Source organism: Pseudomonas sp. FP1154 (assembly GCF_030687245.1).
GTDB classification, from domain to species: domain Bacteria; phylum Pseudomonadota; class Gammaproteobacteria; order Pseudomonadales; family Pseudomonadaceae; genus Aquipseudomonas; species Aquipseudomonas rhizophila.
The window spans coordinates 4,997,213-5,024,207 of sequence record NZ_CP117465.1 but is presented as its reverse complement, the minus strand read 5'-3'; the positions used below and the strand labels follow the sequence as shown (position 1 = coordinate 5,024,207).

At 60.7% G+C, this 26,995-nt stretch carries 27 protein-coding genes; 14 read left to right on the top strand and 13 right to left on the bottom strand.

Annotation, left to right across the window (positions count from 1 at the left end):
* Window positions 1-22 precede the first annotated feature (22 nt).
* From PSH91_RS22540 to tldD, 3 genes are all read left to right on the top strand, one after another.
* The gene (locus PSH91_RS22540) at window positions 23-3,826 is read left to right on the top strand and encodes a YhdP family protein (protein ID WP_305466796.1); all 3,804 of its coding nucleotides are present in this window, start codon (window positions 23-25) and stop codon (window positions 3,824-3,826) included.
* Window positions 3,827-3,987: 161 nt separating this feature from the next.
* On the top strand, window positions 3,988-4,851 hold the full coding sequence (locus tag PSH91_RS22535; RefSeq protein ID WP_047228675.1) for a carbon-nitrogen hydrolase family protein: 864 nt from the start codon (window positions 3,988-3,990) through the stop codon (window positions 4,849-4,851).
* Window positions 4,852-4,856: 5 nt separating this feature from the next.
* The gene (gene tldD, locus PSH91_RS22530) at window positions 4,857-6,299 is read left to right on the top strand and encodes a metalloprotease TldD (protein ID WP_047228674.1); all 1,443 of its coding nucleotides are present in this window, start codon (window positions 4,857-4,859) and stop codon (window positions 6,297-6,299) included.
* Between the two features lie 45 nt (window positions 6,300-6,344).
* Here tldD and yjgA read toward each other — a convergent pair whose 3' ends face one another.
* Window positions 6,345-6,869, bottom strand: a complete 525-nt coding sequence (gene yjgA, locus PSH91_RS22525) for a ribosome biogenesis factor YjgA (protein WP_003197830.1) — start codon at window positions 6,867-6,869, stop codon at window positions 6,345-6,347.
* Between the two features lie 153 nt (window positions 6,870-7,022).
* Here yjgA and pmbA point away from each other — a divergent pair, with 153 nt between their 5' ends.
* Window positions 7,023-8,369, top strand: coding sequence for a metalloprotease PmbA (gene pmbA / locus PSH91_RS22520; protein WP_305466794.1), 1,347 nt, complete (start codon window positions 7,023-7,025; stop codon window positions 8,367-8,369).
* A 214-nt stretch (window positions 8,370-8,583) separates the two neighbouring features.
* On the opposite strand, the gene PSH91_RS22515 is transcribed toward pmbA, so the two are convergent.
* The 10 genes from PSH91_RS22515 to PSH91_RS22470 all read right to left on the bottom strand — a co-directional run bounded on the left by PSH91_RS22515 (window position 8,584) and on the right by PSH91_RS22470 (window position 15,590).
* Window positions 8,584-8,856, bottom strand: a complete 273-nt coding sequence (locus tag PSH91_RS22515; protein WP_047228672.1) for an HPr family phosphocarrier protein — start codon at window positions 8,854-8,856, stop codon at window positions 8,584-8,586.
* 15 nt (window positions 8,857-8,871) lie between these two features.
* Window positions 8,872-9,729, bottom strand: a complete 858-nt coding sequence (gene rapZ, locus PSH91_RS22510) for an RNase adapter RapZ (protein WP_047228671.1) — start codon at window positions 9,727-9,729, stop codon at window positions 8,872-8,874.
* A 2-nt stretch (window positions 9,730-9,731) separates the two neighbouring features.
* A complete protein-coding gene (gene ptsN, locus PSH91_RS22505; protein WP_047228670.1) occupies window positions 9,732-10,196 on the bottom strand; it encodes a PTS IIA-like nitrogen regulatory protein PtsN in 465 nt (154 codons plus the stop codon).
* A gap of 12 nt (window positions 10,197-10,208) precedes the next feature.
* The gene (hpf, locus tag PSH91_RS22500) at window positions 10,209-10,517 is read right to left on the bottom strand and encodes a ribosome hibernation-promoting factor, HPF/YfiA family (RefSeq protein ID WP_047228669.1); all 309 of its coding nucleotides are present in this window, start codon (window positions 10,515-10,517) and stop codon (window positions 10,209-10,211) included.
* Window positions 10,518-10,593: 76 nt separating this feature from the next.
* Window positions 10,594-12,087 carry an RNA polymerase factor sigma-54 gene (locus PSH91_RS22495; RefSeq protein WP_160893408.1) on the bottom strand — a complete coding sequence of 498 codons (1,494 nt, stop codon included), beginning with the start codon at window positions 12,085-12,087 and terminating at the stop codon, window positions 10,594-10,596.
* Window positions 12,088-12,250: 163 nt separating this feature from the next.
* On the bottom strand, window positions 12,251-12,976 hold the full coding sequence (gene lptB, locus PSH91_RS22490; RefSeq protein ID WP_047228667.1) for an LPS export ABC transporter ATP-binding protein: 726 nt from the start codon (window positions 12,974-12,976) through the stop codon (window positions 12,251-12,253).
* Entirely contained in the window at window positions 12,976-13,524 is a 549-nt protein-coding gene (lptA, locus tag PSH91_RS22485; protein WP_076383562.1) for a lipopolysaccharide transport periplasmic protein LptA, read from the bottom strand. The genes lptB and lptA overlap by 1 nt, the downstream gene beginning before the upstream one ends.
* The gene (gene lptC, locus PSH91_RS22480) at window positions 13,511-14,083 is read right to left on the bottom strand and encodes an LPS export ABC transporter periplasmic protein LptC (protein WP_047228665.1); all 573 of its coding nucleotides are present in this window, start codon (window positions 14,081-14,083) and stop codon (window positions 13,511-13,513) included. Before lptC ends, lptA begins: the two co-directional genes overlap by 14 nt.
* A 7-nt stretch (window positions 14,084-14,090) precedes the next feature.
* Entirely contained in the window at window positions 14,091-14,615 is a 525-nt protein-coding gene (locus PSH91_RS22475; protein WP_047228664.1) for an HAD family hydrolase, read from the bottom strand.
* Window positions 14,616-15,590, bottom strand: coding sequence for a KpsF/GutQ family sugar-phosphate isomerase (locus tag PSH91_RS22470; RefSeq protein WP_076383563.1), 975 nt, complete (start codon window positions 15,588-15,590; stop codon window positions 14,616-14,618).
* 275 nt (window positions 15,591-15,865) lie between these two features.
* Between PSH91_RS22470 and PSH91_RS22465 the strand changes: the two genes are divergently transcribed.
* The 10 genes from PSH91_RS22465 to hisC all read left to right on the top strand — a co-directional run bounded on the left by PSH91_RS22465 (window position 15,866) and on the right by hisC (window position 23,841).
* Window positions 15,866-16,675: an ATP-binding cassette domain-containing protein gene (locus tag PSH91_RS22465; RefSeq protein WP_047228662.1), complete on the top strand. Its 810-nt coding sequence runs from the start codon at window positions 15,866-15,868 to the stop codon at window positions 16,673-16,675.
* Entirely contained in the window at window positions 16,675-17,472 is a 798-nt protein-coding gene (mlaE, locus tag PSH91_RS22460; protein ID WP_047228661.1) for a lipid asymmetry maintenance ABC transporter permease subunit MlaE, read from the top strand. The genes PSH91_RS22465 and mlaE overlap by 1 nt, the downstream gene beginning before the upstream one ends.
* A complete protein-coding gene (gene mlaD, locus PSH91_RS22455) occupies window positions 17,472-17,939 on the top strand; it encodes an outer membrane lipid asymmetry maintenance protein MlaD (protein WP_047228660.1) in 468 nt (155 codons plus the stop codon). Before mlaE ends, mlaD begins: the two co-directional genes overlap by 1 nt.
* Before the next feature lie 11 nt (window positions 17,940-17,950).
* Window positions 17,951-18,604, top strand: a complete 654-nt coding sequence (locus PSH91_RS22450) for a phospholipid-binding protein MlaC (protein WP_107321880.1) — start codon at window positions 17,951-17,953, stop codon at window positions 18,602-18,604.
* On the top strand, window positions 18,601-18,918 hold the full coding sequence (locus PSH91_RS22445) for a lipid asymmetry maintenance protein MlaB (protein WP_047228658.1): 318 nt from the start codon (window positions 18,601-18,603) through the stop codon (window positions 18,916-18,918). Before PSH91_RS22450 ends, PSH91_RS22445 begins: the two co-directional genes overlap by 4 nt.
* Before the next feature lie 114 nt (window positions 18,919-19,032).
* Window positions 19,033-19,272 carry a BolA family protein gene (locus PSH91_RS22440; RefSeq protein ID WP_047228657.1) on the top strand — a complete coding sequence of 80 codons (240 nt, stop codon included), beginning with the start codon at window positions 19,033-19,035 and terminating at the stop codon, window positions 19,270-19,272.
* Window positions 19,273-19,294: 22 nt separating this feature from the next.
* The gene (gene murA / locus PSH91_RS22435) at window positions 19,295-20,560 is read left to right on the top strand and encodes a UDP-N-acetylglucosamine 1-carboxyvinyltransferase (RefSeq protein ID WP_018614024.1); all 1,266 of its coding nucleotides are present in this window, start codon (window positions 19,295-19,297) and stop codon (window positions 20,558-20,560) included.
* 129 nt (window positions 20,561-20,689) lie between these two features.
* On the top strand, window positions 20,690-21,325 hold the full coding sequence (gene hisG / locus PSH91_RS22430) for an ATP phosphoribosyltransferase (RefSeq protein WP_047228656.1): 636 nt from the start codon (window positions 20,690-20,692) through the stop codon (window positions 21,323-21,325).
* Between the two features lie 123 nt (window positions 21,326-21,448).
* A complete protein-coding gene (hisD, locus tag PSH91_RS22425; RefSeq protein WP_047228655.1) occupies window positions 21,449-22,792 on the top strand; it encodes a histidinol dehydrogenase in 1,344 nt (447 codons plus the stop codon).
* Window positions 22,789-23,841: a histidinol-phosphate transaminase gene (gene hisC / locus PSH91_RS22420; RefSeq protein WP_305466789.1), complete on the top strand. Its 1,053-nt coding sequence runs from the start codon at window positions 22,789-22,791 to the stop codon at window positions 23,839-23,841. Before hisD ends, hisC begins: the two co-directional genes overlap by 4 nt.
* Window positions 23,842-24,036: 195 nt before the next feature.
* Here the strand turns inward: hisC and PSH91_RS22415 are convergent, their stop codons facing one another.
* Window positions 24,037-24,756 carry a DUF4198 domain-containing protein gene (locus PSH91_RS22415; protein ID WP_047228653.1) on the bottom strand — a complete coding sequence of 240 codons (720 nt, stop codon included), beginning with the start codon at window positions 24,754-24,756 and terminating at the stop codon, window positions 24,037-24,039.
* A gap of 12 nt (window positions 24,757-24,768) precedes the next feature.
* The gene (locus PSH91_RS22410; protein WP_305466787.1) at window positions 24,769-26,874 is read right to left on the bottom strand and encodes a TonB-dependent siderophore receptor; all 2,106 of its coding nucleotides are present in this window, start codon (window positions 26,872-26,874) and stop codon (window positions 24,769-24,771) included.
* Between the last annotated feature and the right edge of the window lie 121 nt (window positions 26,875-26,995).

Here is a 26,995-nt window from a genome sequence, read left to right as displayed (position 1 = left end):
TTTGCCAGGGGAGCCCGCTGACATGGAGCGTCTGACACGCATTTTGGCCGCGCTGACCCGTTGGGGCCTGGGCCTGTGCGCGCTGCTGTTGGTGCTGGTGGCACTGTATGTCAGCCTCGGGCGAGAACTGGCTCCGCTGGTGGCCGAATACCGCGCCGAGGTCCAGACCCGCGCCAGCGAAGCGTTGGGCATCCCCGTGCATATCGGCAGCCTGGACGGTAGCTGGAGCGCCCTGGCCCCCATCCTGCTGGCCCACGACGTGATGGTCGGCGAGGGCGCCAATGCCTTGCATCTGGATCAGGTGCGGGCCGTGCCGGACTTGTGGGGCAGCCTGGTGGCGCGTCAGGTGCGCATTGCTCACCTGGAACTCAGCGGCCTGAAGATCAGCCTCAAGGAAGACGCCGACGGCAAGTGGGCCCTGGAGGGGCTGCCAGTGCAGGACGATCAGCCCCTGGATCCCCAGCAACTGCTCGAACGTATGCAGATGATCTCGAAGCTGTCGGTGCTCGACAGCCAGGTGACCTTGCAGCCGCTGGAACAACCACCGCTGACCCTGACCTACGTTGGCCTGAGCCTGCGCACCGGTGTTGCCCGTCAGCGTCTGGATGCCCGACTGACCCTGCCTGACGGCCAACCCGTCGCGATCAACTTGCGCACCCGTATCCGCGCCAGCGACTGGAAGAACGGCCAGGCCGATGTCTACCTGAGTCTGCCGCAAAGCGATTGGTCCAAATGGCTGCCGGAACGCCTGACCCGACAATGGCATTTTTCCCGGATCAAGGCTGGCGCAGAGTTCTGGCTGAGCTGGGGCGCGGGCACCGTGCAAAGCGCGGCCATTCGACTGAACGCGCCGGACATCCAGGGCGCCTATGCCGAGCGCAAGCCGGTGCAGATCCATAACCTGGCGCTCAACGGGTATTTCCAGCGCAGCGACCAGGGATTCAGCGCAACCTTCGATTCCCTGGCAATGAGCCTGGGCGAAACCCGTTGGGAATCGCGCCTGCAGTTGCAACAGACCAACGCCACCGAAAAAACCGAAGAACTCTGGCACGTGCAGGCTGATCGCCTCGACCTTACGCCGCTGACGCCGTTGCTCCATGCCCTGGCGCCGTTGCCCGAAGGCGTTGCCACGGCAATCGACCGGCTCAAGTTCACGGGCGGCCTGCGCAACGTGCTGGTGGACTACCGCCCGCAGAACAGCGGTGATCAGAAAGTCAGCTTCGCCACCAACCTGGACACCGTAGGCTTTGATGCCTATCGCGGCGCCCCGGCGGCGCGCAACGTGTCCGGGAGCCTGAGCGGCGACCTGGGCGGCGGTGAGCTGCGCATGGACAGCAAGGATTTTTCCCTGCACCTGGACCCGATCTTCGCCAAGCCCTGGCAATACTTGCAGGCTAACGCCCGGCTGACCTGGAAATTAGACAAACAAGGTTTCACGCTGATTGCGCCGTACCTGAAGGTACTGGGGGAGGAGGGCCGGATTGCCGGTGACTTCCTGATTCGCCTGCATTTCGACCACAGCCAGGAAGACTACATGGACCTGCGGGTCGGCCTGGTGGATGGCGACGGTCGCTATACCGCCAAGTATCTGCCTGCTGTCCTGAGCCCTGCGCTGGATGAGTGGCTGCGCACGGCAATCGTCAAGGGCGCGGTGGATCAGGGTTTTTTCCAGTATCAAGGTTCGCTGAACCACGGTGCCGAAGACGCGGCTCGCAGCATCAGCCTGTTTTTCAAGGTGCATGATGCCGAGCTGGCCTTCCAGCCGGGTTGGCCTTCGGTGAGCAAGGTCAGCGGGGATGTTTTCGTCGAAGACAGCGGCGTGCGTATCTTTGCCAGCCAGGGGCAGTTGCTGGACACCCAGGTCAGGAATGTTTCGGTGAACATCCCCCATGTGCCCAGCGGCCAGAATTCCCATCTGCTGTTGGACGGCGAGTTCGCCGGTGGCTTGGGCGACGGTTTGAAAATCCTGCAGACGGCGCCGATCGGTACGGCGCAGACATTCGCCGGCTGGGAAGGCGAGGGCGACCTGCAAGGCAGTGTGAAGCTGGATATTCCTTTGGCGAAAGGCGAACAACCGAAGATTCTGGTGGACTTCAAGACCGACAAGGCCCGGCTCAAGCTCAGCGAGCCGGTGCTGGAGCTGACGCAGCTCAAGGGCGATTTCCGCTTCGACAGCAACAAAGGACTGAGCGGCAAGAATATCGCGGCTCGAGCGTTCGACCGGCCCGTGACCGCGCAGATTTTTGCCGAAGGCCGTGCCGGTGAACTGACTACGCGGGTGGCCGCCTCCGGACAGGTGGAGGTCAAGAAACTCACTGACTGGCTGAAGGTTACACAACCATTGCCGGTGACTGGCGTGGTGCCGTATCAGTTGCAGGTGATCCTCGACGGTGCCGACAGCCAACTGTCGGTCAGTTCCAGTCTCAAGGGCGTGGCCGTGGATCTGCCCGCGCCCTTCGGGTTGGCGCCCGATGCCGGGCGTGACACGGTGTTTCGCATGACCTTGCAAGGCGCGGAGCGCCGTTACTGGGTGGATTATGGCGACCTGGCCAGCTTCACCTACGCGGCGCCGAATGGACAGGTTGCAGACGGTCGCGGTGAACTCTTGCTCGGTAACGGTGATGCGATTCTGCCGGGAGGCAAGGGCCTGCGCCTGCGCGGGACGCTGTCGCAGCTGGATGTGAGTCCGTGGCAGGAGCTGGTGGGCAAGTATGCGGGGCAGGATCCGGGCGGTAGCGCCAAACAGCTGCTTAGCAGCGTCGATCTGAACATCGGCAAGCTCACCGCCATGGGCACGACCCTGGACCGGGCTTCGGTGCAACTGGACCGCAAGCCTGACGCCTGGGCTTTGCGACTTGCCAGCGAGCAGGCCAAGGGCACCGCCAGTCTGCCGGACGCGAAGGCCGCACCGATCGGTATCAAGCTTGACTACATTCGCCTGCCGGCCGCCGACCCGACGGTCCAGACCGACGAAAACGCGCCGGACCCGCTGGCTTCGGTCGATCCTCGCAACATTCCGGCCATGGATATTGTCATTGACCAGTTGTTCCAGGGGCCCGACCTCATTGGTGCCTGGTCGTTGAAGGTGCGTCCGACAGGCAAGGGCATTGCCTTGAACAACCTGGACATGGGCCTCAAGGGCATGGTCTTGAGCGGCAACGGTGGCTGGGAAGGCGTCCCCGGCTCCACCAGCAGTTGGTACAAAGGCCGCATTGGTGGCAAGAACCTGGCCGATGTGCTCAAGGGCTGGGGCTATGCGCCGAGCGTGACCAGCGAGAAATTCCGCCTGGACGTCGATGGTCGCTGGCCTGGCTCGCCAGCGTGGGTCGCCACGAAGCGCTTCTCCGGGAGTCTGGATGCGTCGCTGAGCAAGGGCCAGTTCGTCGAGTTGGAAGGCGGCGCCCAGGCGCTGCGGGTATTTGGCTTGCTGAACTTCAACTCCATCGGCCGCCGATTGCGCCTGGACTTCTCTGACCTGTTCGGCAAAGGCTTGAGTTACGATCGGGTCAAGGGGCTGCTGGTGGCGAGCGACGGTGTTTACGTGACCCGTGAACCCATCACCCTGACGGGACCGTCGAGCAACCTGGAGCTCAACGGCACACTGGACATGGTGGCCGATCGGGTCGACGCCAAGTTGCAGGTGACGCTGCCGGTGACCAACAACCTGCCGATTGCAGCGCTGATTGTCGGCGCGCCAGCGGTGGGTGGGGCGCTGTTTCTGATCGACAAACTGATTGGCGACCGTGTGGCGCGCTTTGCCAGCGTAAGATACGACGTCAAGGGGCCGTGGAAAGAGCCGAAGATTACCTTCGACAAGCCGTTCTGACAGGCGATGACATCCCCCTTGTGGGAGCGAGCCTGTGGGAGCAAAGCTTGCTCGCGATTGCGGTGTATCAGCCAGCCTATATGTTGGATGTAACTGCCTCATCGCGAGCAAGCTTTGCTCCCACAGCCGCCTCGAGCGAGGATAAAAAAGAGGGAAGCACCATGCCAGTGGCAGTGATTCAGATGGTCAGTCAAAGCGATGTGCTCGCCAATCTGGCCCGCGCTCGTGTGCTGCTGGAACAGGCTGCCGCTGGCGGCGCAAGGCTGGCGGTGCTGCCTGAAAACTTCGCGGCCATGGGCCGGCGGGATGTGGCGGACATCGGTCGTGCCGAGGCCTTTGGTCAGGGACCGATCCTGCCCTGGTTGAAACAGACCGCCCGTGACCTCAAGTTATGGATTGTGGCCGGCACGTTGCCGTTGCCGCCGATGGAACAACCGGACGCCAGGGTGCATGCCTGTTCGTTGCTGATCGATGATCAGGGCCAGATTGTCGCGCGCTACGACAAGCTGCACCTGTTCGATGTGGACGTGGCAGACAACCGCGGTCGTTATCGCGAGTCTGATGACTATGCTTATGGCTACAACGTGGTAGTGGCCGATACCCCTGTAGGGCGGGTTGGTCTGACGGTTTGTTATGACTTGCGTTTCCCGGAACTCTATAGCGAGCTGCGCGCCGCCGGGGCTGAATTGATCACCGCGCCTTCGGCGTTTACCGCAGTGACGGGCGCTGCCCATTGGGAGGTGTTGATTCGCGCCCGGGCTATCGAGACCCAGTGTTATGTGCTGGCAGCCGCTCAGGGTGGGCTGCATCCAGGGCCACGGGAAACCTTTGGCCATGCAGCGATAGTCGATCCGTGGGGCCGTGTGCTGGCGCAACAGGATCAAGGCGAGGCCGTTTTGCTGGCCGAGCGCGACAGCAGCGAACAGGCGTCCATCCGGGCGCGTATGCCGGTGGCTAGCCATCGGCGCTTTTTCTCGCAGGGCGCTCGACAGCGGCCTGTCCAAGACGACGAATTCAAGGCGTAGAACATATGAGCGGGTTGTTATCCTCAGTCAGTGAACACCTTTTAGCCCCCGGTGGCGTCACCCTCGAAAGCCTGCAAGGGGTGCTGGGCGACCTGGCCGGCCCGGGCATCGATGCAGCCGACCTGTATTTCCAAGGGATGATCTCCGAGTCCTGGTCGCTGGAAGACGGCATCGTCAAGGAAGGCAGTTTCAACCTTGACCAGGGTGTGGGCGTGCGTGCCCAGTCCGGGGAAAAAACCGGCTTTGCCTACAGCAACGCCATCACCCTTGAAGCACTGGGCGCCGCAGCCCGTGCCGCTCGTTCGATTTCCCGGGCCGGGCAGAACGGCAAGGTACAGGCCTTCAGCAGCCAGGACGTGACGCAGTTGTATGCGCCGGACAACCCGCTGGAAGTCATGAGCCGCGCCGAAAAGGTCGAGCTGCTCAAGCGCATCGACGTCGCCACTCGCGCCCTTGATCCACGCATCCAGCAAGTATCGGTGAGCATGGCCGGGGTCTGGGAGCGGATCCTGGTGGCGTCCACCGACGGCGGTCTGGCGGCGGACGTCCGGCCGCTGGTGCGTTTCAATGTCAGTGTGATCGTCGAGCAGAACGGTCGTCGCGAGCGTGGCGGCCATGGTGGCGGCGGACGTACCGATTACCGTTATTTCCTCAGCGAAGATCGCGCCATGGGTTACGCCCGCGAAGCGCTGCGCCAGGCCCTGGTCAACCTGGAAGCGATCCCGGCGCCGGCCGGCACATTGCCGGTGGTGCTGGGTTCTGGCTGGTCCGGTGTGCTGCTGCACGAAGCGGTGGGGCACGGTCTGGAAGGCGATTTCAACCGTAAGGGCAGCTCGGCCTACAGCGGCCGCATGGGCGAAATGGTCGCTTCGAAACTCTGCACCATCGTCGATGATGGCACCCTGGCCGGGCGTCGCGGCTCCCTGAGCGTCGACGATGAAGGCACCCCGACCGAATGCACCACCCTGATCGAGAACGGCGTGCTCAAGGGCTATATGCAAGACAAGCTCAACGCCCGCCTGATGGGCGTGGCCCGTACCGGCAATGGTCGCCGCGAGTCTTACGCGCATCTGCCGATGCCGCGCATGACCAACACCTACATGCTGGGCGGTCAGAGCGATCCGGCGGAAATCATCGCTTCGGTGAAAAAGGGTATTTACTGCGCCAACCTCGGCGGCGGCCAGGTGGATATCACCAGCGGAAAATTCGTGTTTTCCACCAGTGAGGCTTACCTGATCGAAGACGGCAAGATCACTGCGCCGGTCAAGGGCGCGACCCTGATCGGCAACGGGCCGGAGGCGATGAGCAAGGTGTCGATGGTCGGTAACGATCTGGCGCTGGACAGCGGCGTGGGGACGTGCGGCAAGGATGGGCAGTCAGTACCGGTGGGTGTCGGTCAGCCGACCCTGAAGATTGATGCGATTACCGTGGGTGGCACGGGCGCATGACGGGAGCGCTGGGTGGAGTGCGAGGCCTCCACCCACGGTCGTTACTCAGCGCAGGCCGCGTTGAGTTTCGTCCAGCTCACGAATGTATTTGAAGATTTTACGGCTCGAGGCCGGTGGCTTGTTTTGCGCCAACTCGTGCTGGGCCTGACGGATCAGGGAGCGCAGTTGCTGACGGTCAGCCTCCGGGTAGTCGATGACGAATTTTTCCAGTACGCCGTCATCGCCTGCGATCAGGCGATCGCGCCAGCGCTCCAGGTTATGGAAGCGTTCGTTGTACTGCCGGGTAGAGGCATCGAGTTGATCGAGCAGAACCAGGATGGCGTCAGTGTCCTGGTCGCGCATCAGTTTGCCGATGAATTGCAGGTGCCGTTTACGCGCGATATTCGCGGTGTGCTTGGGCGCATCGGCCAGGGCCCGGCGCAAGGCGTCGGTCAGAGGCAGTTTGGCCAGCAAGTCAGGCTTGAGTGTTGTCAGGCGCTCGCCGAGGTCAACCAGAGCATGCAGCTCGCGTTTGACCTGGGATTTGCTTTTTTCACCCTCGTAGAGGGAGTCGTCGTAAGAATCAACCATGGTGGCAGTCCGCAAAGAAACGCCGCCATGATAACCAGTCGGGGGCCGCTTGTCCGGCCCGGTCGCTCGAAGGCCTCAGGTTTGTACGCAAAGTCGCGAAGGCACTATTCGTACAAACCCTGACCGAAAGCAGAATTTGAGTGGAGATACACCATGAGTGCAGTTCAGAGCGTCGGCCCGCAAGCATTGCCGGCACTGCAGGAACAAGTCGAGCAGATCCTTGCCGAAGCCAAGCGACAGGGCGCCAGCGCGTGTGAGGTGGCGGTCTCTCTGGAACAAGGTTTGTCGACATCGGTTCGCCAGCGCGAGGTGGAGACTGTCGAATTCAATCGCGACCAAGGGTTTGGCATCACGTTGTACGCCGGCCAGCGCAAGGGCTCGGCCAGCACGTCGGCCAGTGGTCCTGACGCCATTCGTGAAACCGTTGCCGCTGCGCTGGCGATCGCCCAGCACACCTCCGAGGACGAAGCTTCGGGCCTGGCCGATGCTGCGCTGATGTGCAAGGAACTGCGAGACTTCGACCTGTTCCACGCCTGGGAGATCACCCCGGAACAAGCCATCGAGCAGGCGTTGCGCTGTGAAGCGGCGGCTTTCGACGCCGACCCGCGAATCAAAAACGCCGACGGCACGACCCTCAATACCCATCAGGGCTGCCGTGTATACGGTAACAGCCACGGTTTTATCGGTGGTTATGCGTCGACCCGGCACAGCCTCAGTTGCGTCATGATCGCCGAAGCCAACGGCCAGATGCAGCGCGACTACTGGTATGACGTGAACCGCCAGGGCAATCGTCTGGCAGATCCGGTGAGTATTGGCCGCAAAGCCGCGCAGCGGGCGGCCAGCCGCTTGGGTGCGCGGCCGGTGCCGACCTGTGAAGTGCCGGTGCTGTTTGCCGCCGAACTGGCCGGCGGGTTGTTTGGCAGCTTTTTGTCGGCGGTCTCCGGCGGCAATTTGTATCGCAAATCATCGTTTCTCGAAGGGGCACTCGGCCAGAAACTGTTCCCGGAGTGGATGACCATCGATGAGCGTCCGCACCTGATGCAGGCCATGGGCAGCTCGGCCTTCGACGGCGATGGCCTGGCCACCTACGCCAAGCCATTCGTGGAGAATGGCGAACTGGTGTCCTATATTCTCGGCACCTATTCCGGTCGCAAGCTCGGCATGCCCAGCACCGCCAATGCCGGTGGCGTGCATAACCTGTTCGTGACCCATGGCGAAGAGGACCAGGCGGCCTTGCTGCGTCGCATGGGCCGTGGCCTGCTGGTGACGGAACTGATGGGTCATGGCCTGAACATGGTCACCGGGGACTATTCTCGCGGCGCGGCGGGGTTCTGGGTCGAGAACGGCGAGATTCAGTTTGCCGTCCAGGAAGTCACCATCGCCGGTAACATGCGCGATATGTTCAAGCAGATCCTGGCGGTGGGTAACGACCTGGAACTGCGCAGCAACATCCGCACCGGCTCGGTGTTGATCGAGCGAATGACGGTAGCGGGTAGCTGACCTTCAGCGCAGTAAAAAAGGCGCGTCATCCAAGTGGATGACGCGCCTTTTTATATTTAGAGGAACCTTGTGGCGAGGGGATTTATCCCCGTTGGGGTGCGAAGCGCCCCCATTCAAACTGCCTGACTCATCGCCGTGTCAGGTTTTGGGGCTGCTTCGCACCCCAGCGGGGATAAATCCCCTCGCCACAATGAATCTGCTTCAGAGCTTGAGGCTATTCGCCTTCATCGAAGTAGTTGTTGATCAGCCCCACCAACGCATCCAGCGCCTCCTGCTCCTGTTCACCTTCGGTTCGCAGATGGATTTTGGTGCCTTGGCCGGCTGCCAGCATCATCATGGCCATGATGCTTTTGCCATTGATCATTTTCTCGGGGTCACGGCCCACGAGGATCTCGCAAGGAAACTGACCTGCCACACCGACGAACTTGGCTGACGCGCGGGCATGCAAGCCCAGCTTGTTGATGATTTCAATTTCCAGAGCGGGCATCGCGATGTGAATCCTTTAGCTGAGGTCGCGGTGGCGAACCTGGACGTTCTTCAGGGACTGTTGCAGGAGCTGACCCAATCGTTCGGTCAGGTAGACGGAGCGGTGATGGCCACCGGTACAGCCAATGGCAATCGTGACGTAGGCGCGGTTGCTCGCGGCAAAGCGCGGCAGCCATTTGAGCAGGTAGCTGGAGATGTCCTGGTACATTTCCTCGACATCCGGCTGGGCGGCCAGGTAGTCGATCACCGGCTGGTCGAGCCCCGATTGTTCGCGCAGCTCCGGTTTCCAATAAGGATTGGGCAGGCAGCGCACATCGAACACCAGGTCGGCGTCTACCGGCATTCCGCGCTTGAAGCCGAACGACTCCACCAGAAATGCCGTACCCGGTTCCGGCTGGTTCAGCAGACGCAACTTGATGGTGTCGCGCAGTTGATACAGGTTCAGGTGGGTGGTATTGACCTTCAGGTCCGCCAGGTCGGCGATCGGCCCCAGCAGCTGACTCTCGTCATGAATGGCTTCGGCCAGGGAGCGGCTTGCGTTGCTCAGGGGATGACGCCGACGGGTTTCGGAGAAACGCTTGAGCAGCGTCTCCTCATCGGCATCCAGATACAGCACATCGCACTGGATGTGCCGATTGCGCACTTCCGCGAGCAGCTCCGGGAACCGCGACAGGTGGCTCGGCAGATTACGTGCATCGATGGAGACAGCCACCAGCGGTTGCGCCAGTTCGGTATGGATCAGGGCGCGCTCGGCCAGTTCCGGCAGCAGGCCGGCCGGCAGGTTGTCGATGCAGTAGTAGCCGCTGTCCTCAAGCACGTTAAGCGCCGTGCTTTTACCGGAGCCGGAGCGTCCGCTGACAATGATCATGCGCATGTTTAATGACCGTTCTGCTCGTCCAGGACAACCTGATACAAGGCTTCGTTGCTCGGCGCGCTGCGCAATTTCTCGCGCACTTCCTTGCGGTCCAGCATGCTGGCGATCTGGCGCAGCAGCTCAAGGTGCGCATCGGTCGCCGCTTCCGGTACCAGCAGTACAAACAGCAGGTCGACCGGTGCGCCGTCGATGGCGTCGAAATCTATGGGTGCTTCAAGGTGCAGCAACGCACTGATCGGCGCTGTACAGGCCTTGAGGCGGCAATGGGGAATGGCGATACCGTTGCCAAAGCCGGTGGAGCCCAGTTTTTCACGGGCAAACAGGGCCTCGAAGACATCCTGCATTTCCAGATCCGGTACCTCTCGGTGGATCAGGTTGGCAATTTGTTCGAGGGCTTTCTTTTTACTGCCACCCGGCACGTTCACCTGGGAACGGCCGGGGGTCAGGATGGATTCTAGTCGGATCATGGATTAGGGGGGTTAACGACCGGTCGCGCCCTGGAGGAGGCTCTGGGTCTTTTCCTTATGCTTTTTGAGTTGGCGATCCAGCTTGTCGGTCAGCAGGTCAATCGCGGCATACATGTCTTCATGCGCAGCATTGGCAACCACCTCTCCGCCGGGGATATGCAACGTGGCTTCGATTTTCTGCAGCAGCTTCTCGACGTTCATCGTGACTTGCACGTTGGTGATCTTGTCGAAATGCCTCTCCAATCGTTCGAGTTTTTCGCCGATGTATTCGCGAAGAGGTTCGGTCACTTCCAGTTGGTGTCCACTGATGTTGACTTGCATACAGCTTCTCCTTCGTTGCCAGTGCATAAAGCGGCAGGCAGAAATGCCTGCCACTGGAACGCTGTGGCGTGGCCTGTTACATCAACCGCTTGCGTTCGCTCGAAGGTGCGATCCCGAGGGATTCACGGTATTTGGCGACGGTACGGCGGGCCACCTGAATGCCTTGTGCCTCCAGTAAACCAGCGATCTTGCTGTCACTCAACGGCTTTTTCTGATTTTCCGCGGCCACCAGTTTTTTGATGATCGCGCGGATGGCTGTGGACGAGCATTCACCGCCTTCGGAGGTACTGACGTGGCTGGAGAAAAAGTATTTCAGTTCATAAATGCCGCGGGGGGTATGCATGAATTTCTGGGTGGTCACCCGCGAAATCGTCGACTCGTGCATGCCCACTGCTTCGGCAATGTCGTGCAGGACCAACGGCTTCATGGCTTCGTCGCCGTACTCCAGGAAGCCGCGCTGATGCTCGACGATCTGGGTGGCTACTTTCATCAGGGTTTCGTTGCGGCTTTGCAGGCTCTTGATGAACCAGCGCGCTTCCTGCAACTGGTTGCGCATGAAGGTGTTGTCGGCGCTGGTGTCCGCGCGCTTTACGAAGCCGGCGTACTGGGCGTTGACCCGCAGCTTGGGCACCGATTCCTGGTTCAGTTCCACCAGCCAGCGGTCGTTGTGCTTGCGCACGATCACGTCGGGAACCACGTATTCGGGTTCGGTGGACTCGATCTGTGAACCAGGGCGCGGGTTGAGGCTCTGGACCAGCTCGATCACCTGGCGCAGTTCATCTTCCTTGAGCTTCATGCGACGCATCAACTGGCTGTAGTCGCGACCGCCCAGCAAGTCGATGTAATCGGTGACCAGTCGCTTGGCTTCGGCCAGCCAAGGCGTCTTGGCGGGTAACTGACGCAGTTGCAACAGCAGACACTCGCCCAGGTTGCGAGCACCGATGCCGGCGGGTTCGAACTGCTGGATGCGGTGCAGGACGGCTTCGATTTCGTCCAGCTCAATGTCCAGCTCGGGGTCAAAGGCCTCGAGGATTTCTTCAAGCGTCTCGTCCAGGTAGCCCTGATTGTTGATGCAGTCGATCAGGGTCACGGCAATCAGACGATCGGTATCGGACATCGGCGCCAGGTTCAGTTGCCACAGCAAGTGGCTCTGCAGGCTTTCGCCGGTGGAGGTGCGGGTAGTGAAGTCCCACTCGTCGTCATCGCTGCTGGGCAGGCTGCTGGCGCTGGTCTGGTAGACGTCTTCCCAGGCAGTATCCACGGGCAGATCGTTGGGGATGCGTTCATTCCATTCGCCATCCTCAAGGTTATCCACCGTCGGGGCGGCTTCCTGATAGGACGGTTCCGGGATTTCGGTGTTGGTCTTTTGCTCGACGTTATCGGCCAGCGGATCGGTGTTGTCGAAGTCGTCGCCTTCTTCCTGGCGTTCGAGCATCGGATTGGACTCCAGGGCCTCCTGGATTTCCTGTTGCAGGTCCAGGGTCGACAATTGGAGCAGGCGGATGGCCTGTTGCAGCTGCGGTGTCATCGTCAGCTGCTGGCCCATTCTCAAGACTAGCGATGGTTTCATGGCTGGGGCTTAACACCTTATTCGCCGGCGCACATGCGCCATCCACTACAGGGCGCCGAAGCGCCAAACTTAAGCAAATTATATGCCTGAAACTGAAGTGTTTGCCTAGGGCGTCACGTAATAAAATTAGCGACGCCGAGGTGATTGACCAGACACTTTTCGCTTACAGGCGGAACTCATGGCCCAAATACACTTCCTTGACCAGTTCATTGGCCAGGATGGTCGCGGAGTCGCCTTCGGCAATCAACTGGCCATCATTGACGATATAGGCGGTTTCACAGATATCCAGCGTCTCGCGAACGTTGTGGTCGGTGATCAATACGCCGATGCCCTTGGCCTTGAGATGGTGGATGATCTGCTTGATGTCGCCGACCGAAATCGGGTCCACGCCAGCGAATGGTTCGTCCAGCAGGATGAATTTCGGTGCGGTGGCCAGGGCGCGAGCGATTTCCACGCGGCGCCGTTCGCCACCGGACAGGCTCATGCCCAGGTTGTCGCGGATGTGGCTGATGTGGAATTCCTGCAGCAGGCTTTCCAGTTCCTGGCGGCGACCGGCCTTGTCGAGTTCCTTGCGGGTCTCGAGGATCGCCATGATGTTGTCGGCAACCGACAGTTTGCGGAAGATCGACGCTTCTTGCGGCAGATAGCCGATACCGGCCTTCGCCCGGCCATGCATCGGCTGGTGGCTGACGTCCAGGTCGTCGATCAGGACGCGGCCCTGATCGGCCTGAACCAGGCCGACGATCATGTAGAAACAAGTGGTCTTGCCCGCGCCGTTGGGGCCGAGCAGGCCGACGATCTGGCCGCTGTCGATGGACAGGCTGACATCACGCACGACTTGGCGGCTCTTGTAGCTCTTGGCCAGGTGCTGAGCTTTCAGAGTTGCCATTACTGGGCCTTCTGCTCGTCGGTTTTCTTTTTCGGCTGGATGACCATGTCGATCCGTGGACGCTGCTCGGTGACCTTGCTGCCAGTGGCGCGACCGGCGCTGGCCAGCTTCTTGACCGTGTCGTAGACGATTTTCTCGCCCTGGGTGATGTTGTTGTCCTTGTCGACGACCTTGGCGCGATCGATCAGCACCACGCGGTCTTTGGCGGCGTGGTACTGAATGGTTACCCCGTAGCCTTGAACCGGCTTGGTGTCGCCCGCGGTTTGCATCTGCTCGAAGTAGGCCAGATTGCCCACCGAGGTGACGACGTCGATGTCGCCGGACTGGGTGCGGGTGATGGTCACGGTGTTGCCGGTGACCTTCATCGAACCCTGGGTGATGATCACGTCACCTTTATAGGTGGCTACACCGTTCTTGTCGTCCAGTTGGGCGTCGTCGGCCTGGATGCGGATAGGCTGGTCGCGATCGGTGGGGAGGGCCCAGGCGCTCGCGCTTCCCAGTGCTGCGCCCAGACTGAGCAAAATAGGGAGGGTTTTAGCGAGCTTCATACTGTCCTCTTACGTTCGATAGCAGGTGTATCCTGCTTTCCTTCAAATACGCTTTCATTCCCGTGCCGGTCGACACACCACCGGCGCCGTCGATTCTAACGGGTTGCTCGGTCTGCGCATATTCTCGCTGCGGGAAGACTGTCATACGACTGCTGGTAATGATGGTCGTACGGTTCTTCTCATCGGTCCGGGCGATGCGTACCGAATCAATCAGTTCCACTTCGGTGCCGTCGGGATTGACCTCGGCGCGTTCGCTCTGCACGTGCCACGGAAACTCGGTGCCCCTGAACATGTTCAGGTCTGGCTTGGTGACCAGTGTGATTTCGCTGGCCTTGACGTGGTCGACTTTGTCGGACGTCATTTCATACTGCACTTTGCCATCGGGCAGGTATTGCAGGGTATGCGTGTTGGTCGCATACCAGTCGATATCATTTTCCTGGACCTTGACCGCAGGGCGGTCGAGGAAGCGTTCCGGGCTGATGTTCCAATAGCCGACCGCCGCGAAAATCGCTGCGATGCAGCCGAACACCACGATGGTGCGAATTTTCTTGCTTAGCATAAATGGCTCACAGATACGCGGCGTTGGCCGCCTCGAGGCGGCCTTGGGCGCGCAGGATCAGTTCACAGAATTCACGAGCGGCCCCTTCGCCGCCTCGCGCCGTGGTGATGCCGTGGGCGTGCTCGCGCACGAAGCCGGCCGCGTTTGCCACCGCCATGCCCAGGCCGACCCGACGAATCACCGGCAGGTCCGGCAGGTCGTCACCGAGGTAGGCGACCTGTTCATAGCTTAGGTTGAGTTGCCCCAGAAGCTCGTCCAGCACCACCAGTTTATCTTCTCGTCCCTGATACAGGTGGGGGATGCCGAGGTTCTTCGCGCGCCGCTCGACCACTGGGGTCTTGCGGCCACTGATGATGGCGGTCTGCACGCCGGCGGCCATCAGCATCTTGATGCCCTGGCCGTCGAGGGTGTTGAAGGTCTTGAATTCGCTGCCGTCTTCGAGGAAATAAAGGCGGCCGTCGGTCAGGACGCCGTCCACGTCGAACACGGCCAGTTTGATCGCTTTGCCACGTTGCAGCAGGTCTGTGTTCATTTACATGACTCCCGCACGCAGCAAGTCGTGCATGTTCAGGGCGCCCACTGGGCGGTCTTCGTCGTCGACCACCACCAGGGCGCTGATCTTATGGTCTTCCATGATTTTCAAGGCCTCGGCGGCGAGCATCTCGGCGCGGGCAGTCTTGCCGTGGGGGGTCATGACCTGCTCGATGGTCGTACTGTGAATGTCGATCGGGTGGTCCAGGGTGCGACGCAGGTCGCCGTCGGTGAAGATCCCGGCGAGTTTGCCGTCAGTTTCGAGAATGACCGTCATGCCCAGACCCTTGCGGGTCATTTCCATGAGTGCATCCTTGAGCAGCGTGCCGCGTGGCACCTGTGGCAGCTCCTGACCTGCGTGCATCACGTTTTCCACTTTCAACAGCAGGCGACGGCCCAGGGCTCCGCCGGGGTGGGAGAACGCGAAGTCTTCAGCGGTAAACCCCCTGGCTTCCAGCAGCGCCACGGCCAGGGCATCACCCATGACCAGGGTGGCGGTGGTGGAAGAGGTCGGCGCCAGGTTCAGCGGGCAAGCTTCGTGCTCGACATGAACATTGAGATTGACCTCGGCGGCTTTGGCCAGGGGCGAATCCGGATTGCCAGTGACACTGATCAGTTGGATCCCCAGGCGCTTGATCAGCGGCAGCAGGGTGATGATCTCATTGGTGGAGCCAGAGTTGGACAGGGCCAGGATGATGTCTTCCCGGGTGATCATGCCCATGTCACCGTGGCTGGCTTCGGCCGGATGGACAAAAAATGCCGGAGTGCCGGTGCTGGCCAGGGTGGCGGCGATCTTGTTGCCGATGTGTCCGGACTTGCCCATGCCGACCACGACCACCCGACCCTTGCTGGCCAGAATCATCTCGCAGGCACGTACGAAATCAGCGTCGATATGGGGCAGCAAGCCTTGTACGGCTTCGAGCTCGAGGCGGATGGTACGTTGTGCCGATTGAATCAGGTCGCTGGTTTGGTTCATGTCAGAGATCGTATGGCTCGATGAAAAGGCGGCGATTATAGCGGCAATGAACAATTCCCTCACGTTAGTTCGTCATGCTTTGTTCGAGCGATTCACATGACTTGATACAAAGTCTCTTCTTTTAGCTGTATCCGGACTGAACGGGCGCGGGCTTGGGCCTTGGGCGCTTGGGTGTTGCAGTGATATAGTTCGCCGCCGGTTCGGGTGCCCGGCAGTCCGGCGTTTGTCGGTTGGCCAGGGCATTCGGATGTGAGGCTGCATCGCAAGGAGTTTAGATGAGTGCCGACAACGCCTACGCGGTCGAGCTGAAGGGATTGTCCTTCAAGCGAGGGGCGCGCAGCATTTTCAATGACATCGATATCCGCATTCCCCGTGGCAAGGTCACCGGCATCATGGGGCCTTCCGGGTGCGGCAAGACCACGCTGTTGCGGCTGATGGGTGCACAGTTGCGCCCCAGTGCCGGCGAAGTCTGGGTCAATGGGCAGAATCTTCCAAAGCTGTCGCGCAGCGATCTGTTCGATGCGCGCAAGCACATGGGCGTGCTGTTCCAGAGCGGCGCATTGTTCACCGATCTCGACGTGTTCGAGAATGTGGCGTTCCCCTTGCGGGTCCATACCGACCTGCCGGAAGAGATGATTCGCGACATCGTCCTGCTCAAATTGCAGGCGGTCGGGCTGCGGGGCGCCCTGGACTTGATGCCGGACGAACTGTCTGGTGGCATGAAGCGCCGCGTCGCCCTGGCCCGGGCGATTGCCCTTGATCCGAAGATCCTCATGTATGACGAACCCTTCGTCGGCCAGGACCCGATCGCCATGGGCGTGCTGGTGCGCCTGATCCGTCTGCTCAACGATGCGCTGGGTATTACCAGCATTGTGGTATCCCACGACCTGGCCGAAACCGCCAGCATTGCGGACTACATCTACGTGATCGGCGATGGCCAGGTGCTGGGGCAGGGTACGCCCCAGGAATTGAAGGCCTCGGACAGCCCGCGCATTCGTCAATTCATGAAGGGTGATCCGGACGGGCCTGTGGCGTTCCATTTTCCGGCCACGGATTATCGCACCGATCTGCTGGGGAAGCGCTGATGCGCAAGAAATCACTGATAGAAAGAGTTCGCCTGTTTGGTCGTTCCGGCATCGATGTGGTGGCAGTGCTGGGCCGTTCCTCGCTGTTTCTGATGCATGCCCTGCTGGGCCGCAACACGACGGGTGGCGGGTTTGGGCTGCTGGTGAAGCAACTGCACTCGGTGGGCGTGATGTCCCTGGTGATCATCGTGGTCTCCGGGATCTTCATCGGTATGGTCCTGGCGCTGCAGGGGTTCAACATCTTGTCCAGCTACGGTTCGGAGCAGGCGGTTGGACAGATGGTCGCGCTGACATTGTTGCGTGAGCTGGGACCTGTGGTGACCGCGCTGCTGTTTGCCGGGCGTGCCGGTTCGGCGCTGACGGCCGAAATCGGTAACATGAAGTCCACCGAACAGTTGTCCAGTCTGGAAATGATCGGTGTCGACCCGCTCAAGTACATCATTGCCCCGCGCCTGTGGGCCGGTTTCATTTCCCTGCCGGTGCTGGCGATCATTTTCAGCGTCGTGGGGATCTGGGGCGGCTCGTGGGTGGCTGTAGACTGGCTGGGGGTCTATGAAGGTTCCTACTGGTCCAACATGCAGAACAGTGTCGATTTTCTCGACGACGTGCTCAACGGCGTTATCAAAAGTGCCGTATTCGCTTTCGTGGTGACCTGGATCGCCGTGTTTCAAGGCTATGACTGTGAGCCCACGTCAGAGGGGATCAGCCGTGCCACAACCAAGACCGTGGTGTACGCCTCGCTGGCGGTCCTGGGCCTTGACTTTATTCTGACCGCCTTGATGTTTGGAGATTTCTGATGCAAAACCGCACCCTGGAAATCGGTGTCGGCCTTTTCTTGCTGGCTGGCATCCTGGCTTTGCTGTTGTTGGCCCTGCGGGTCAGTGGCCTGGCGCCGACCGCAAGCACCGACACTTATAAACTTTATGCTTATTTTGACAATATCGCCGGTTTGACGGTCAGAGCCAAAGTGACCATGGCTGGTGTAACCATCGGCAAGGTCACGGCAATCGATCTGGACCGCGACAGTTTCACCGGTCGGGTGACGCTGCAGCTGGAAAAGCGCGTGGATAACCTGCCGACTGACTCCACTGCATCGATCCTCACTGCTGGGCTGCTGGGCGAGAAATACATCGGTATCAGCGTTGGCGGTGAAGAAGCTTTGCTCAAGGATGGCGGGACCATCCACGATACGCAGTCGTCGCTGGTGCTTGAGGACCTGATCGGTAAATTCCTGCTCAATACCGTTAGCAAAGACGCCAAATGAGGAGCTTTTGAATGATCTCTATCTTGCGACGTAGCCTGTTGGTGCTGCTCGCGGCGCTGCCGCTGATGGCCAACGCCGTGGCCGCGCCTTCGGCCCATGAAATCATCCAGGACACTACCACCCGGTTGCTGGCAGACCTGGCCGCCAACAAAGAGAAATACAAGCAGGATCCGGGGGCGTTCTACGACGCGCTGAACGGCATCGTCGGTCCCGTGGTGGATGCCGACGGTATTTCCCGAAGCATCATGACCGTCAAGTACTCGCGCAAGGCGACCCCGGCGCAGATGACGCGCTTCCAGGAAAACTTCAAGCGCAGCCTGATGCAGTTCTACGGCAACGCCTTGCTCGAATACAACAACCAGGGCATCACCGTTTCGCCGGCCAAGGACGAAAGCGGCAACCGCACCAGCGTCGATATGCAGGTCAAGGGCAATAACGGCGCCATTTACCCTGTGTCCTACACACTCGAGAAAATCAACGGCGAGTGGAGGGTGCGTAACGTGATCATCAATGGCATCAACATCGGCAAGCTGTTCCGCGATCAGTTCGCTGATGCGATGCAGCAAAACGGCAATGATCTGGACAAAACCATAGACGGTTGGGCCGGTGAAGTCGCCAAGGCCAAGGAAGTTGCCCAGGATGCTCAAGAGAAGCAGGCGCAATGAGTGAGTTGGCGAGTGAGTCGGCCGTTCGTTTGGGCGAATCTGGCGAGCTGTTGCTCAGTGGCGTGCTGGACTATCGCACTGGCCCGGTCTTGCGCAAGCAGGGCCAGGCGCTGATCGGCTCCGCCGGCGCCGCAGAGCTGGTCATTGACTGCTCGGCGGTGCAGAAGTCCAGCAGTGTCGGCCTGTCCCTGCTGCTGTGCTTCATGCGTGACGCCAAAGCTGCCGGAAAAACCTGGAGCATCCGTGGGATGCCCGAAGACATGCGCGAAATAGCCCAGGTCAGCGAACTGACCGAACTATTGGTGCACTCCTGACCCACATCCCTGAAAAAGCCCCCCGTCAGAGTCCTGCTTCGCGGGGTTCGCAGGCGCGGGGCTTTTTTGTATGATGTGCGACCCGTGCGCACAGGGCGCCGATAGAGGTTGAGCATGCAGGCCGTAGAAGTGAAGAGCTTCCTTGAAGGAAAGCTGCCCGAAACTGTCATTGAAGTTGAGGGCGAAGGCTGCAACTTTCAGCTGAACGTGATCAGCGATGAACTGGCGGCGTTGAGCCCGGTGAAGCGTCAGCAGCAGATCTATGCCCATTTGAACCCGTGGATCGCCGATGGCAGCATCCATGCGGTCACTATGAAATTTTTCAGCCGCGCGGCCTGGGCCGAGCGCACCTGAGCCCAAGGGCGTCGAGATTCTTATGGATAAACTGATTATTACCGGCGGCGTTCGTCTTGATGGCGAAATCCGCATCTCCGGGGCAAAGAACTCCGCCCTGCCGATCCTGGCCGCGACGTTGCTGTGCGATGGCCCGGTGACCGTGGCGAACCTGCCGCACTTGCACGACATCACCACCATGATCGAGCTGTTCGGTCGCATGGGCATTGAACCGGTGATCGACGAAAAGCTCAGCGTCGAGATCGACCCGCGCACCATCAAGACCCTGATCGCCCCGTACGAACTGGTGAAGACCATGCGTGCGTCGATTCTGGTACTGGGACCGATGGTCGCCCGTTTTGGTGAAGCCGAAGTTGCCTTGCCGGGTGGTTGCGCCATCGGCTCGCGTCCGGTGGACCTGCATATCCGCGGCCTGGAAGCCATGGGTGCGGTGATCGACGTCGAGGGTGGCTACATCAAGGCCAAGGCGCCTGAAGGCGGCCTGCGCGGCGCTCACTTCTTCTTCGATACCGTCAGTGTGACCGGTACCGAGAACATCATGATGGCGGCCGCACTGGCCAAGGGCCGCAGCGTGCTGCAAAACGCCGCTCGCGAGCCTGAAGTGGTCGACCTGGCGAACTTCCTGATCGCCATGGGCGCCAAGATCAGCGGCGCCGGCACCGATACCATCACCATCGATGGTGTTGAGCGCCTGCATTCGGCCACTTACAAAGTGATGCCGGACCGGATCGAAACCGGCACCTATCTGGTGGCTGCTGCTGTCACCGGTGGCCGCGTCAAGGTCAAGGACACCGATCCGACCATTCTTGAAGCCGTCCTGGAGAAACTCAAGGAAGCCGGTGCCGAAGTCACCTGCGGCGAAGACTGGATCGAAGTGAACATGCACGGCAAGCGGCCTAAAGCCGTCAACGTGCGGACCGCCCCGTACCCGGCGTTCCCGACCGACATGCAGGCGCAGTTCATCTCCCTCAACGCCATTGCCGAAGGCACCGGTGCGGTGATCGAGACGATCTTCGAAAACCGTTTCATGCACGTCTACGAACTGCACCGCATGGGCGCCAAGATCCAGGTCGAAGGCAACACCGCCATCGTGACCGGTACCGAAAAACTCAAGGGCGCGCCAGTGATGGCCACCGACCTGCGGGCTTCGGCCAGTCTGGTGATTTCGGCCCTGGTTGCCGAAGGCGACACCCTGATCGACCGTATCTACCACATCGACCGTGGTTACGAGTGCATCGAAGAGAAACTGCAGATGCTCGGCGCCAAGATCCGTCGCGTACCGGGCTAGGTCCGGCTGCATGGGCGCAGGGACGCGCCTGTTGATTTCGTTTCAGGTCGAGGGTGGTAACACCCTCGATGTGTGTCCGGCGCCGCTTGCGACCGGGCATGAGTACCTTGATAAGGACTGACGTTTCCCATGTTGACCATTGCACTGTCCAAGGGCCGCATCCTTGATGACACCTTGCCGCTTCTGGCTGAAGCGGGCATCGTGCCGACCGAGAATCCGGACAAGAGCCGCAAGCTGATCATTCCCACGACTCAAGCCGATGTGCGCTTGCTGATCGTGCGCGCCACCGATGTTCCGACTTACGTTGAACATGGCGCCGCCGACCTGGGCGTTGCCGGTAAGGACGTGCTGATGGAGTACGGCGGCCAGGGCCTGTACGAGCCCCTGGACCTGCGGATCGCCCGCTGCAAGCTGATGACCGCCGGCAAAGTCGGTGCGCCAGAGCCCAAGGGCCGTTTGCGGGTGGCGACCAAGTTCGTCAACATTGCCAAGCGTTATTACGCCGAGCAGGGCCGTCAGGTCGATATCATCAAGTTGTACGGTTCGATGGAGCTGGCGCCGCTGATCGGCCTGGCGGACAAGATCATCGATGTGGTCGACACCGGCAACACCCTGCGGGCCAATGGCCTGGAGCCCCAGGATTTCATTGCCGACATCACCTCCCGGCTGATCGTCAACAAGGCTTCGATGAAAATGCAGCACGCCCGTATCCAGGCTTTGATCGATACCCTGCGCAAGGCAGTGGAATCGCGACACCGCGGCTGATTCACCTGCGCGACCTTGAGTCGCGCCCGTCTATCCGTGTCATAGCCAATTTTCTCAGGTGCCCACGCGAATGGACTGGTAGCTTAGGGCGCCTGAGCATTTGCCATTAATGAGGCCCTCGCTATGACCGCTCCCACTTCGATTCGCCGACTCAACGCTGCCGACCCGGATTTCGCACATCATCTGGATCATCTGCTGAGCTGGGAAAGTGTGTCTGACGACTCGGTCAATCAGCGGGTGCTGGACATCATCAAGGCTGTGCGCGAGCGTGGCGATGCAGCTTTGGTGGAATTCACCCAGAAATTCGATGGCCTGCAAGTGGCGTCCATGGCTGATCTGATCCTGCCGCGCGAGCGCCTGGAACTGGCCCTGACCCGGATCACGGTGCCGCAGCGCGAAGCCCTGGAAAAAGCCGCATCGCGGGTGCGCGACTATCACGAGAGGCAGAAACAGGACTCCTGGAGCTACACCGAAGCCGACGGCACGGTGCTGGGCCAAAAGGTCACGCCGCTGGACCGCGCCGGTCTGTACGTGCCGGGTGGCAAGGCGTCGTATCCATCCTCGGTGTTGATGAACGCGATCCCAGCCAAGGTCGCTGGCGTGACCGAAGTGGTCATGGTGGTGCCGACCCCGCGCGGCGAAATCAATGAACTGGTGCTGGCCGCTGCCTGCATCGCCGGGGTGGACCGGGTGTTCACCATTGGTGGCGCCCAGGCCGTGGCTGCGCTGGCCTATGGCACCGAGAGCGTGCCGCGGGTCGACAAGGTGGTGGGGCCAGGCAATATCTATGTCGCCACCGCCAAGCGCCACGTGTTCGGTCAGGTCGGCATCGACATGATCGCCGGGCCTTCGGAAATTCTCGTGGTGTGCGACGGCCAGACCGACCCGGACTGGATCGCCATGGACCTGTTTTCCCAGGCCGAGCACGACGAAGACGCCCAGGCGATCCTGGTCAGCCCGGACGCCGAGTTCCTCGACAAAGTGGCTGCCAGCATCGACAAGCTGCTGCCGACCATGGACCGCGCCGAGATCATCAACACCTCGATCAACGGCCGTGGCGCGCTGATCAAGGTCGAGAACATGGAACAGGCCATCGAGGTCGCCAACCGCATCGCGCCGGAGCACCTGGAGTTGTCGGTCGCTGACCCGCAGGCCTGGCTGCCGCAGATCCGCCACGCCGGTGCGATCTTCATGGGCCGCCACACCAGCGAAGCCCTGGGTGACTATTGTGCAGGTCCCAACCACGTCTTGCCGACTTCCGGTACGGCGCGTTTCTCGTCGCCGCTGGGGGTGTATGACTTCCAGAAGCGTTCGTCGATCATCTTCTGCTCCGAGCAAGGTGCGTCCGAACTGGGCAAGACCGCTTCGGTGCTGGCCCGTGGCGAGTCGCTGAGCGCCCACGCCCGCAGTGCCGAATACCGCATCCTTGATGAGCGCTCCATTGAAGGGCAGGGGAAACTGAAATGAGTAAATTCTGGAGCCCGTTCGTCAAGAACCTGGTGCCTTACGTGCCGGGCGAACAGCCGAAGCTGACCCGCCTGGTCAAGCTCAACACCAACGAGAACCCCTACGGCCCGTCGCCCAAGGCCCTGGCGGCGATGCAAACCGAGCTGAACGACAACCTGCGCCTGTACCCGGACCCCAACAGCGATCTGCTGAAAAGCGCCGTGGCCCGCTATTACGGTGTGCAGAGCAACCAGGTGTTCCTGGGCAACGGTTCGGACGAAGTGCTGGCGCACATTTTCCACGGGCTGCTGCAGCACGATCAGCCACTGTTGTTCCCGGACATCAGTTACAGCTTTTATCCGGTGTATTGCGGGCTGTACGGCATCCAGTTCGACGCAGTGCCGCTGGACGCGCAGTTCCAGATCGCCCCGGCGGACTATGCCAAACCAAACGGCGGGATCATCTTCCCCAATCCGAACGCTCCCACCGGCTGCCTGCTGGCCCTGGAAGCGGTCGAGCAGATCCTCAAGGCCAGTCCGGACTCGGTGGTGGTGGTTGATGAAGCCTATATCGACTTCGGCGGCGAGACCGCCATCAGTCTGGTGGACCGCTATCCGAACCTGCTGGTGACCCAGACCCTGTCCAAGTCCCGCTCATTGGCAGGGTTGCGGGTGGGGCTGGCGGTGGGCCATCCGGACCTGATCGAAGCGCTGGAGCGGATCAAGAACAGCTTCAACTCCTACCCGCTGGATCGCCTGGCGAATGTCGGGGGCGCGGCGGCGTTCGACGATCGGGAGTATTTCGAGCAGACCTGCCGGTTGGTCATCGAGCACCGTGAATGGGTGGTGGCGCAGTTGCAGGCCAAGGGCTTTGACGTGTTGCCTTCGGCGGCCAACTTCATCTTCGCCCGTCACCCCCGGCACGATGCGGCAGGGCTGGCGGCGAAATTGCGCGAACAAGGCGTGATCGTGCGGCACTTCAAGCAGGAGCGGATTGCCCAATTCCTGCGGATCAGCATCGGCACGCCGGAGCAGAACCAGGCGCTGATCGATGCCCTGGGTGAACTCTAAAGTTAAGGAAGGGGGCTGATGGCCTTATCGCGAGCAGGCTCGTTCCCACAGTAGAGTCGTTGCGAATACAAATTTTGTAACCAGCAGAGGCACCCTGTGGGAGCGAGCCTGCTCGCGATGGCGTAGTGTCAGTCAACATCCATCTGGCTGATCCACCGCCATCGCGAGCAGACTCGCTCCCATAGTTGTTGGGCCTTACTCGTGATGCTCTTCACCCAGGAAGGTCAGCGAGGTGAACACCCCGCGCGTCGCCACGTCCTTGTTGTCCTTGAGCGCAATTTCCATCTGCGCGGCGATCACATTCAACCCTTCGTTACGCACCAGCACCTTGGCCCGGCCTTCGGCGTCGGTTTCTGCTGATACAGTGTCCGGTGCGCTGCGGTAATCACCCACCAGCTTCACCCCGGCGGCCGGTTTCCCGTCCAGCAGCACCCGTACCGGCAGTGACTGGCCCGGGCCTACGGTCAGCGGGTCGACTTCCGGCAGGATCAGGAACTTGACCTGATCAAGTTTCGGCAACTTCGCTCCCGGCTCGTAGATCGCCAGGCTGTACTTGAAGGTGTGGGTCGATTCAATCGCCCCGGGCACCTTCGTGCGGCCTTCGTTGATCCATTTCTTGTCAGCGGTCTGGGACCACATGCCATTGTCCAGTTCCACGGCCATCACGGCCGGTGGCTTGAGGGGTTGCAAGCGAGCATGGTCGGGCAAGCGTTCGACGGTGACCGGGATCATCTTGCCGCCCAGGTCATAGGCCCACGCACCGCTGATTTTCTGCGCCTTGAAGGCATTGTCCTCGGCGCCGTGGCCGTAGATCACTTCGATGTTGCCGCGCCGTTGTTCGGTCCACAGGCCATGGGCTGAGGCTTGGGTGGCCAGGAACAGGCTGAGAAGGGCGAAGGTCTTGGGGTATTTCATTGATTTTCCTTTTTACAGATCAAGGGTGAGGCTGACGGTAAAGTTGCGCGGCTCGCCGGGGTTGACCCAGTAGTTGCTGTACGAGCGCTCGTAGTATTTTTCGTCGAAGACGTTGTTCAGGTTCAGGCCCACGGTGACGTTGTCGCTGGCTTTGTAATGGGCCAGCAGATCCACGGTGTGGTAGGCCGGCAGTTCGAAGTCCTTGCCGGCTTCGCCGGAGCGATCCCCGACGTATGTAAATGCCGCACCCACGTCGGAGCCGCGCAGGTGGCCGTCCTGGAATTCGTAGACGCCGAGCAGGCTGCCGCTGTGCTTGGCGACGCCAAGAATCCGGCTGCCAGTGGGAATGGTTTCGTCACCCTTGGTCACTTCGGCATCGATGTAGGCGAAGGCGCCGATCACCCGGATGGCGTCAGTTACCTGCCCGGTGACCTGCAGGTCGAGTCCCTGGCTGCGGGCCTTGCCCATGGCGCGGTTGGAGTCTGTGGCCGGGTCCCGCGCCAGGACGTTTTCCTTTTCGATATGGAACGCCGCCAGAGTGGTGCTCAGGCGATCATCGAACAGCTCGCTCTTGATCCCCACTTCATAGCCAACGCCTTCCTCTGGATCGAAGGTTTTGCCCCCGGCATCCAGGCCATTGTTGGGCTTGAACGAGGTGGAGGCGTTGGCGAACAGTCCGACCTCGGGTGTCAGTTGGTACAGCAGGCCGGCCCGTTGCGTGAAGGTGTCATGACGCTGGCGGCTGGTGAGCTGCGTGGTGTGATCGTCAATGCTCTGCTCGAAATGCTCATAACGCACGCCGAGCATGCCCCGCAGTTTGTCGGTGAAGACGATCTGGTCCTGAAGATTCAGCGCACGGCTTTTCACACGCTCGAAAAAATCGGTGCCGGTACGTTGACCATCAGGTTTCGGCTGGCCATAGACCGGTTGATAGATGTCGATGGGGTAAGTGCCACCGTTGATCGTGGTCACGCGCTCGTTCTTGCGATAGTCCTCGTATTCGGTGCCGATCAGCAATTCGTGCTGCCAGGGCCCGAGGTCAAACAGCCCGCGTAATTCAAGCTGGGTAATGCTGTCGTGCCAATTGTTGTCGCGCTCGCGGTAGCGGCGGTTCACCGTACGACCGTCGGCGTTCAGCGGCCGCGCTTCGGAGGCGAAGCCCCAGAGTTCGCCCTGTTTGTAATGGCTGGCCAGGCGCAGTTGCCAGGCGTCGTTGAGCTGATGTTCGAGGGCCGCCTGGAGCATGTTGTTGTGGTTGTCGATGTCGCCGTCGTTGGGTTCGCCCAAAAAGGTCGAGCGGGAAACACCGCTCCAACGGTTGTTCGGCGCCACGATGCCGCGATCGAACGTTGAGCTGTGACGCACGATTTCACTTTCCACCAGCAGGCGCGTATCGGGGCTCAGTTGCCAACTGAGGGAGGGGGCGACGAAGACGCGCTTGCTCTGGACGTGATCGCGAAAGCTGTGATTGTCCTCGACCGCCAGGTTGACCCGCGACAGCAGATTGCCCTCAGCGTCCAGTGGTGTGTTGACGTCCAGCGCGGTGCGGTAGCGATCCCAACTGCCGGCGCTGGTTTGCAGGGTGGTGAAGGCTTCGGGCTGGGGCTTCTTGGTGACGATGTTCACCGTACCGCCGGGGTCGCCGCGCCCGTACAGGCTGGCCGCCGGTCCTTTAAGCACCTCGATGCGTTCAATGTTGGCCGCATCCGGCGTACTCGGATAACCGCGGTTGGCGCTGAAGCCGTCCTTGTAGAACTCCGAAGTGGTAAAGCCACGCACGCTGTATTCGTAGAGTGTCAGGCCGCCGAAGTTGTTTTGCTTTGACACGCCGCCGGCATATTCCAGGGCCCGTTCGACGTTGGTGCTGCCCAGATCATTGAGGACGCTGGCGGGGATCACACTGATCGATTGCGGGATGTCCCGCAGGGCGGTGTCGGTTTTGGTGGCGCTGGCGGAGCGAGTGGCGCGATAGCCTGTCACCGGCCCGGTAGGGGATTCGTAGTCGGCAGAGACGTTGATGGCGTCCAGTTCCATCGGCTGGATTTCCTCGGCGATCACCGGGTCACCCAGCAGACCCAAGGCCAGGCTGGCGAGGGAAATCCGTTTTAGAGATGACATGTTATCTTGTTCCAATTTTTAGTATTGAAACAATATAACACTACTAATGAGAATTTATGCTATTCCTGGCCGACTAAAATAACCGAGGCGAACACGGTTTTTGTGGCGAGGGAGCAAGCTC